Source organism: Elusimicrobiota bacterium (assembly GCA_016788905.1).
Taxonomy (GTDB): Bacteria; Elusimicrobiota; Elusimicrobia; order FEN-1173; family FEN-1173; genus JADKHR01.
Map to the genome: position 1 here is coordinate 1 of JAEURZ010000037.1, position 7975 is coordinate 7975.

Genomic DNA, 7975 nt, shown 5'->3' on the forward strand with positions numbered 1-7975 from the left:
TTCCTGGTGGTCTCTTTCATGTCATTGCGCGGGGAAACGAACGGCGCAAGATATTTCTTGATGCCTCTGATTATTCTGAACTCCTCGAACGTCTGCGAATTGGTTTGGAAAAGTCGAAATGCCAATGTCTCGCCTGGGTCTTGATGCCGAATCATTTTCACCTTCTTATTCAGTCGGGTCCCCAGGGAACAGATGCCCCCCTTAATCCCCAGTAACAACTACACACGCTGGCGCAATCTTTTTTTCAGTTGAACTTTGGCCACGACTCTCACGCTACCTTTCGTAATTCTGTTGGCTGAACCTTTCGCATCACAGCCTCCCTCATGGCCGTTCGTAATGCCGGGAGATGCCTGTATCCCCTGACCTTTTTCAATCGAGGCTCGATGTCCAGGAGGGCCGTGCCCACCCATCGTTGCCGTTGGTCGCTGTTCCGCCACCGGGTCACGCGCCCTGTGGATCGTTCCAGAAGCCCATTCACGTTCTCGATCATGTTCGTCGTCTTGAAACTGGTCCCCAGCTTCTCGAACAGCCCCAGCCGGTGCAGGGTTAAGGTCTCCTCCATTCCTTCGGTTAAGCTCGCCGCCGCTGAGGTGTTGATCCCTTTCAGCTCCCGTTCCAAGGATCTCAGGCGGGTCTTCGCCGCCTCGTATGTCGGCAGTTCGTAGGCCGCCTGTAGCTTTTCCCGGAACTCACCCTGGCGCTCTTTGGGCAAATAGCCCACCACGTTTTCCCGTTTGTGCCACTGGCACCGTTGGACAAATGCCTTCTCCCCCAGAACCACCTGAACCGCCTTCCGCAATCCTTTCCCGCCGTCGATCACCACCAACATCTCGTTCTCGATCGACAACCCCCGGTCGATCAGCCCATTCAGAAAGTCCCGGCAGACCTCGTATTTCTCTGTGGACGCCTCAATGAATCCCAGTGGGACTTTCCTTCCCGCGATCGTGATCCCCAGCGCCAGAATGATTTCGTTGGCCCCGAATGTCTTCCCGTCCAGGATCATCGCCACAATATCCAGTTTTTTCAACGACCGCGTCCGGAACAACCGCAACTTCCGTCCCGACGCTCGGATATATTTCCGCGACACGCTGTCCCGCGAAATACCGAACGTCTCCGGCACACACAGCGCCGCTTCCTCATACCGCTCCCCGCTGATCCCGGCGATGACCCGCCTCAATAGCACGTCCTCGATCACACGTGGGCTCTGGAGTTCCTCATAGGACGGCAGGGGAATCTCCCGCTCGTCCTCTTTGCTCCGCACCCGCGGCACCTTCATGTGAACCTTTTGGTCCCCGAGATACACGGAGCCGTTGTTGCTCCCCCAGCGATACCCCACCCCATCTCTTTGGGATTTGTGCCCCGCCAGTATCTCCAGATCCCGCCGTAGCCGGTCCGCCACAGCCGCCAACCCTACTGGAACCAAGGCCTGAATCGCCGCCAGGCTCGCCTCACGCCTTTGATCTTCTCGAACCGCTTTCAGCGCCGCCTCAACAGCCGGGTTGCCCTTCCACGTCTTTTTCGTTATCCTCTTTTTTGCCATGGCTTCCTCCGTTTGGTAGATGTTTTCTCACAGATTCATCTAAGCAAACGCGGAGCCGTGGCTCAAATTTCAACTGATTTTAGGAAATCGCCGGGTCAACGCGTGATCCGGTTTATCATTAAACATTCCCGGCTGAATGGGTCCACGATCGTTGGGATCCAAAACTTAACCCCCTTTCTCGTCGATCCGTCCTTTAACGTGTCTCGCATTAATTGTCATGGGAACTTTTTGCCCTGGGGGGTGTCGTAACGGTGCCAGAAATCAAGGAGGGCGATTATGAAAAAAATAGGTTTTATGGTTTTGGGAGCCGTTTTGTTCATGGGGGTGGGGCGAGTCCGGGCGGTGGACCTCTTGGCTTGGCCGGAAGGGGAAAAAGAAGTGGGTCAGAATCTTTTGCCGGGGCATTCAAGCGGTCGCAGGACTGCACTATGGCCCCAACCAAGACCCGTTTTGCCACCAACCATGATTTCCCTTTCTCTTACAGACATGCGGTTATCTGGAAAGATACTCAATAACACGGTACAAATGACGGCGGATTTTAGGTTTTATAACCCCTCAGGAAACCGGATGGAAGGGGTTTTGATGGTGCCCCTCCCGCCCGACGTGGTGATGACGGGGTTTGTCATGAATTCAGGGGGAAAGGAAATGAAGGGGGAATTGTTGGATGCTCAACAGGCCCTTTCAATTTACGAAAACATTGTCCGGCAGATGCGGGATCCTGGCCTGCTCGAGCTGGTGGGACAGCGCTTGCTCCGTGCCCGGGTATTTCCCATTGAACCCCGGGGAAAAATTGACGTGACTGTGACCTATAGCCAGCTCCTGAGCAGAAGCGGAGAACTCTATGAACTGACACTGCCGTTTACCCAGGGGACGGGAAACGCCAGAATGGTGGCGGCCACGGTGTCATTGGATCTGGAATCGACAACCCCCCTTCGGCACCTCTATTCCCCGGTGAGCGGGGTCGAAATACATCGACAGGGGGAAAAACGAGCTCGTTTGACTTATCAGGGGAATGCGGGGGGACCCTTCCAAGTCTTTTATGGGACCCAGGAGGATCCTCTTTCCGCGGGGCTATTGGCCCATCGGGATGGCGAAGAGGATGGTTTTTTGATGCTTTCCCTATCCCCACGTCCGGTCGGCGGTCTTTCGTCTGTGGCAAAAGACATCGTTTTTGTTGTGGATCGATCGGGGAGCATGAACCAAAACGGAAAAATGGAACAGGCCAAGGGGGCCCTGGAGTTTTGTCTTAAAAGCCTGGGACCCGATGACCGGTTTGGCCTTGTGACTTTAGCCACGTCGGTGGACGTGTTTCGAGAGCAACTGGTGTCCGTGGCGGATGGTAAAGAAAAGGCCTTGGGCTTTGTTCGACGGATAGAGGCGGCGGGGGGCACTAACATTGAGGAAGGATTAAGGGAAGCTCTCCAGCTCTTCAAAAAAGGAACAGGTCGGGTCCCCATGGTGTTCTTTATCACTGATGGACTTCCCACCATTGGAGAAACTGATTTTGACCGGCTCTTGGGGAAAGTAAGGGGTTGGGCGGACAATAGTCACGCGCGCCTCTATGTTTTTGGGGTGGGGGACGATGTGAACACGCTCCTTCTTGACCGTCTCGCCCAGGAAAACCATGGGGCCCGGGACTACGTGATGCCGGGTGAAACCATTGAAAATAAAGTTTCCACTCTCTATAAAAAGGTCGCTAAACCGGCCCTCACGGATGTCCACGTGGATTGGGGAGATGCGGACGTTAGCGACGTCTATCCCCGCAAAATAGACGACCTCTTTTATGGAGAAGATTTGGTTATCTTGGGTCGTTACGCAAAGGGAGAAAAAGTCTCCCTGACGGTTTCTGGGCAAAGGGGGGATCAAAAGGAAGAATACATCTTCAAACTCGCCTTGCCTGATCAGGCCTCGGAAAAAAGTTTTATCGCCCGCCTGTGGGCCCACCGGAAGGTGTTTGCGGAACTGGATGGGATTCGATTGGGAGGGAAGGCCGATCCGGAGGTGATTGAAGGAATCGTTCGAATAGCCAAGCGGTATGGGATTGTGACACCCTACACCTCTTATTTGATCACCGAGGATGGTGTGTCCATGGCGAACGCCGTGGGACGCGCGGCCCCCTCCTTTCGACAGATGGCCGAAGATGTGCGGATGAGCGGGGCGTGGGGGACTCCCCAAAAAGCCCGTGTCGTGCAAAATCAAAGTATCGCCTTTGACCGGGCGGGGCGCGTGATGGCGCCAACGGCCGGAGGGGGGGTCGCGACTCTCGGCGCCGACGCTACTGAAAAAGAAACGAAAGATAAATTAATGGCATCCGGGGTTGCGGTGGCGGAGACCCGCGCAATCGAAAGTAAAATGTTTTATAAGCGGGGTGACACGTGGACCGATGGGGCCTACGAGGCGAACCCCCAGGGGCCCGTGCGGGACGTGGTGGCCTTGGGAGAAGACTACTTTAAGCTTATCCAATCGGAGCCCATCTTGGCAAAGTTTTTTTCGTTAGGAAAGAACGTCATCGTTCAATGGAAAGGGGTTGTTTATAAAGTTCACCCTCAAGGAGAATAATATGAAAACAATTTCGCGCTTTATCGTGAGTCTGTTGATGTGCGGCGTGTGGGGTTCCGTTTCCGCCGAAGGGAACCGGCCCGTGGTCCAGGTGGCTTTTCTTCTGGACACCACGGGAAGCATGGGAGGACTGATTGATGGGGCCAAGGCAAAAATATGGCACATCGCCAACGAAATTGCGAAGGGAAAGCCGTCGCCTGAAATACGGATGGCATTGGTTGGTTACCGGGATCGTGGAGATGACTACGTCACCCGTACAACAAACTTTTCCAACAACTTGGATGTGGTTTATTCCGACTTGATGGGGTTTAGGGCGGATGGCGGGGGGGATACCCAGGAACACGTATGGAAAGGACTTTTGGAGGCGGTGGAGGGATTGGCCTGGAGCAAAGAACCCAGGGCCTTTAAGGTCATTTACCTGGTCGGGGATGCGCCGGGACATGGAACCTATGGTGACACGCCTCCCCTTGAAAAAATAATTGAAAAAGCGGTGAGGCAGGGAATTATCATTAATACCATTCAATGTGGCGCTGACGCGGCGACTTCTCAAGAATGGCGCAAAATTGCGGGCCTTGGCGAAGGGACCTACTTGGCGATTGCCCAAGATGGGGGCGTTTCTGTTTTGGAAACGCCCTTCGATAAGGAAATTGCCAAGTTGAGCGTTCAGTTGGCAGAGACGTCATTGGGATACGGACACCGTGCGGAATCCATGGGCGAGTCCAAGGCCTTGGCCGCCCGTGTTATGGCTGTGAGCGCCCCCGCGGTGGCCGCGGACCGCGCCTCGTACCGAATGCGGGAAGGATACGACCAGGGCGATTTGTTGAACGCCATCAAAAATGAAGGGGTTTCGATAGGGGCCCTTTCGGAAAAGGAGCTTCCCCCGGAATTAAAGGGGCTCACCCTGGCGGAGAAAAAGGCCAAGGTCGATTTGTTGGAGAAAGAGCGCGAACGTTTAGAGAAGGCCTTGGCGGCGCTCCAAAATGAACGGAATGGGTTCTTGGCCAAAAACACCCAGGCAACACAAACCGGATTTGATCAAGAGCTCATGAAGTCCTTGAAAACCCAGGCCGCGAAAAAAGGTATTAGATACTAACCCGCTTCGGAATGATAAAGCGTAACGTTAATTGAAATCAACGGTTTGCTAATACCCGCCAGTAGAGTCTCTTTAGCTACTCGAAGTTCTTAACGGAAGCGTGGCGGACCGAGCCTGGTTCCGGCACACCCGCTGGGGAACCAGTCCCGGCGGTTCCCCCCTGCGACTTCGTCGCAGGGGCCCCCTTCCGCTAGGCGGGTTTAGCCGGACCCAGTCTTAGTCCGCTTCGGAGAGCTAAAGTGTTTCCGCCATTAATTGTCATGGTTACAACTTATTTACAAGTTCTTAAGGGGTTCCCTCTCTCTCGTCAGTTATAGTGGAGGAGGACCCCCTCCCTGAATTGATTCCGTGGGTCCTTCTGAACTTAACAATTACAGGAAGCCCATGTCCCTTAACGCCGAGCGGTCCCTGATGAATAAATTAACCACACTCTTCGTGGTGGGGACCCTTTTATTCAGCAATGTGTTGACCGTCTACGGGGGGGAGAAGGCCTTTTGGACACTGCGGCGCCGTTCTGTGGAACAATTAAGGCAGGGGCAATCCCAGGGGAGGGAGCTCCGTTCCTCCAATCAGGGGACGTCGTCCCTTTCCCAGGATGCCCAAAGGACCCTGCTCGCCCAATTGCCCCAACCCGGGGGTGGCCCCTTGGGAAGTCCATGGGATTCTCCCCTCCCAATGGGTTTACCCCAATATCAATCCAATTCAAGTCAGTCTAAACACGGACTCCCAGGCGACACTGCTCAAAGTCAATGGGCCCCTTTCCTTTTGCCCTATGGCACGGTTCGGGAGAGTTTTACCGCCAAGAGACCCAACGCTCCCTTTATTATTCATATCCAAGATGCCCACGGAATTTTTGAGGCTCAACAAAATATTGCGGCGATGATCCAAGGGTTGGCGGACATTCAGGGGGTGACCCTTGTGGGCATGGAGGGAGCCTCGGGGCCGTTTACGACCGACCGGTATCGGCACTATCCAGACCCTCACATCACGGCGGGCCTCGTCGAAAGTTATTTAAAAGAAAGCCTCCTCAGCGGGCCTGAATATGCGGCCATTGTTTCAAGCAAGGATGTCACTCTCTGGGGCGTGGAAAACCCCGACATTTATCGGGAAAATATAAAAGCGTTCAAGGATTCGTTGAAAACAAAAAGGTTGCTCGCTCACTGGTTGGAACGGGCCGGTCAGGAAGTTGAAAGGCGGAAGGATGTTCTGTTCTCCCCGCCGTTAAAGGATTACGATCGCCATGTCACCGCCTATCATTCCCGCCAAGAAGAAATAGGGCCCTACGCTCGATTTTTATATCAACAAGCCAAACGCCTCCAAATCAACGGGATGAAAATCCCACAAGTAGACCTATTCGTCGAAGCCATGACCCAGGAAGGCGCGTTGGATTTTAAAGCCGTCGAGAGAGGCCGACGGGGGTTGGCCCAGGCCTTGGCGGATCGCGTTTCTAAAACAGATTTAGAATCGTTGGCCCAAAAGAGCCTCCTCTGCCGAATGGGGCGTGTGACATTGGGTGAATTTAATCGATCGATACAAGAAATGTGCTTTCGCTATCAAATACCGCTCAAAAATTATGGTCCATTGGAAGATTATCTCAGGTATGTTTCCCTGGCAGAAAGGATCCATCCGGAAGGACTCCTGGCAGAGTTAACAACCCTGGAGAAAACCGTCGGGGATGTTTTGGCGGAAACGGCCGAACAAAAAGACGTGATGGCCACAAACCGTTCCCTGCTTCTTTTGTCCAAGCTGGCCAATCAAACATTACCCCCTGCTGAATGGGACGCCTATCGGATCGAAAAAACGTCGATTCTCGCATCGGTCAAATCAATGCTTGGCGGGATCGATGAATCGATTCTTGAACCCGCGGAGCGATTTTGCCGATTGGCAACGGAACGGAATGGGCCAATGGCAGATCACTTGTTGGCCCAAATGAAAGCCACTGGAAGATCCTCAGCCGTTTTAGTGGCCGGGGGTTTCCATTCCGATGGATTAACTCAAATGTTCAGGAGTAAAGACGTTTCGTATGTGGTTGTCACACCAAAAATAACGAAGACACCAGATGAAAATAACTATTTAGATATTTTTTCCAATGATCCACTCCCGTTAGAAAAACTTTTTTCAGGTGAAGAAATAGCCCTTGTGGCCCCTCCCCCCACGGCCGGGAGCACCAAGGGGCCCCGCGGTTTTATGGTTCCCGGGTCTTTTATTCTGGGGCATTCGGCTCTTCAGGATATGGTCCCACTGTTTGCGACGGGTGACCCTCCCATAACCGTTGAGGCTCTTTTTAAGGATGTCAAAGACAATGCGGGGAAATTATTTAGCATTCGAATGGAAGAATTGAAAAAAGATCGTCTTTCGCGGGCAGGGCTCTTTACCCTTTTGAAAGCGAAGATGATACAGAACGGAACAATGGTTCATTGCCAGATCTTCGCCTCGCCCATTGAAAAGTGGGAGGGCTTACAACCGCTGTTGGAAGAGCAGGGTTGGGGAGACCATGTGGTGAAGAGGTCAGAGATATCTATTGAGGGAAAAACCTATGTCTTGGTCCTTATGGGTTTACAGGGGGAGGATACGCCTTCCCATGGGCCCGCGGCCACTTTTTATTGGCTGGGGGGAGAGTGGGACGTTCTCAACTAATCAACTAAGTTGTCTGTGTGCGTTGAAATGTTTATTATTGGGCCATGCCTCGACGTGCACGCCTTGTGGTTCCTGGTGGTCTCTTTCATGTCATTGCGCGGGGAAACGAACGGCGCAAGATATTTCTTGATGCCTCTGATTATTCT

The 7975-nt window shown here is 53.4% G+C and carries 5 protein-coding genes; 4 read left to right on the forward strand and 1 reads right to left on the reverse strand.

What is annotated here, in order from left to right; genetic code table 11:
• A partial coding sequence (locus JNK54_10585; protein ID MBL8024704.1) for a transposase occupies positions 1-215 on the forward strand: 215 nt, incomplete at its 5' end.
• A 53-nt stretch (positions 216-268) separates the two neighbouring features.
• On the opposite strand, the gene JNK54_10590 is transcribed toward JNK54_10585, so the two are convergent.
• Positions 269-1540, reverse strand: coding sequence for a transposase (locus JNK54_10590; GenBank protein MBL8024705.1), 1272 nt, complete (start codon positions 1538-1540; stop codon positions 269-271).
• A gap of 276 nt (positions 1541-1816) precedes the next feature.
• Here JNK54_10590 and JNK54_10595 point away from each other — a divergent pair, with 276 nt between their 5' ends.
• From JNK54_10595 to JNK54_10605, 3 genes are all read left to right on the forward strand, one after another.
• A complete protein-coding gene (locus JNK54_10595; protein ID MBL8024706.1) occupies positions 1817-4099 on the forward strand; it encodes a VWA domain-containing protein in 2283 nt (760 codons plus the stop codon).
• Position 4100: 1 nt separating this feature from the next.
• Complete coding sequence (locus JNK54_10600) at positions 4101-5192, forward strand: VWA domain-containing protein (protein ID MBL8024707.1); 1092 nt, start codon at positions 4101-4103, stop codon at positions 5190-5192.
• Between the two features lie 384 nt (positions 5193-5576).
• Entirely contained in the window at positions 5577-7829 is a 2253-nt protein-coding gene (locus JNK54_10605) for a hypothetical protein (GenBank protein MBL8024708.1), read from the forward strand.
• Positions 7830-7975: the final 146 nt, after the last annotated feature.

Bases quoted from the DNA above. Each gene is read 5' to 3' on its own strand.
- JNK54_10600 (MBL8024707.1), top strand. From the start codon at position 4,101: ATGAAAACAATTTCGCGCTTTATCGTGAGTCTGTTGATGTGCGGCGTG.
- JNK54_10590 (MBL8024705.1), bottom strand. From the start codon at position 1,540: ATGGCAAAAAAGAGGATAACGAAAAAGACGTGGAAGGGCAACCCGGCT.
- JNK54_10595 (MBL8024706.1), top strand. From the start codon at position 1,817: ATGAAAAAAATAGGTTTTATGGTTTTGGGAGCCGTTTTGTTCATGGGG.
- JNK54_10605 (MBL8024708.1), top strand. From the start codon at position 5,577: ATGTCCCTTAACGCCGAGCGGTCCCTGATGAATAAATTAACCACACTC.